Origin of the sequence: Rhodopseudomonas sp. B29 (assembly GCF_000333455.1) — a bacterium.
Classification (GTDB): domain Bacteria; phylum Pseudomonadota; class Alphaproteobacteria; order Rhizobiales; family Xanthobacteraceae; genus Rhodopseudomonas.
The window spans coordinates 1-1,008 of record NZ_BADD01000544.1 but is presented as its reverse complement, the minus strand read 5'-3'; the positions used below and the strand labels follow the sequence as shown (position 1 = coordinate 1,008).

General features: G+C 67.1%; 1 protein-coding gene. It reads right to left on the bottom strand.

From position 1 onward, the window contains the following. Positions 1–945 (bottom strand): penicillin-insensitive murein endopeptidase (gene mepA, locus I5M_RS19260; protein WP_022722891.1); only part of this gene is annotated, 945 nt, incomplete at its 3' end. Between the last annotated feature and the right edge of the window lie 63 nt (positions 946–1,008).

Sequence of the window (1,008 nt, the reverse complement as noted above, 5' to 3'; positions counted from 1 at the left end):
CGGCGCGGCCAGCACCGCGCGGCATTCTTTGGGGAGTTCGGCCAAAGTCAGCGGCGGCTTCGGCTTGGGCGGTTCGGCGGGCGGCTTGGGATGCAGCACCGAATCCTTGAACCAGAACGCAAAGTCGGCGGCGCTGCAGCCTTCACCGGATGGCGGCTCGGGCTGCGATTCGCAGTTCTCCGCGCCGGCCGGGCAGGAAAGCCGGATGTGGAAGTGATAATCGTGACCCCACATCGGCCGCACCTTGGACAACCAGGACCGATCCCCCTTGGCCTCGCGGCAAAGCGCCTTCTTGATCGCCGCGTTGACGAAGATGCGCTCGACCAGCGGCTCCTGCGCCGCCGCCTTGATGACTTCGAGATGACCGGGCTTCCAGGCCGACGGATCGATATCGAGCCGGTCCGGCCGCACCATCATCACGGCGCTCATCTCTTCGCGCTCGTTGCGCGACAGCATCCGCTTCGGCATCGGCGTCAGCCAGATGTCGGCGTCGAGCCCGACCTGATGGCTGGCGTGGCCGGTCAGCATCGGCCCGCCGCGCGGCTGAGACATGTCACCGACCAGGATGCCCGGCCAGCCGGCGCGATCATGCGCCTTGGCCGACAGCCGCTCGATAAGTTTCACCGTCACCGGCAGCGCCCAGAACCGATTGCGCGACGGCCGCATCACCTGCCAGGTGTCGCCGTTCATCGGCAGCGCGGTGCCGCCGGCCATGCAGCCTTTGGCATAGAAGCCGACCGGATGCGGCGGCAGCGCCGCTGGCAGCGTCTTGCGTGCGAACAGGTCGCGCGCCGCGACGTGCGGGTCGTCCGGATGCGCCAGCGGCGGCAACGGCTTTGGATCGATCATGCCTTTGTCCTGCGCCATGGCGGGACCGGCCGGCGCAGCAAGAACCAGCGCGGCGAGCGACAGCATCAACCCAGCGGGAATCAACCAGAAGCGCATCGCGAATATATAGCCTAGTTAGAACGATTGCGGCGGCCTCCACATCCGCTTCCAAATAGGCCC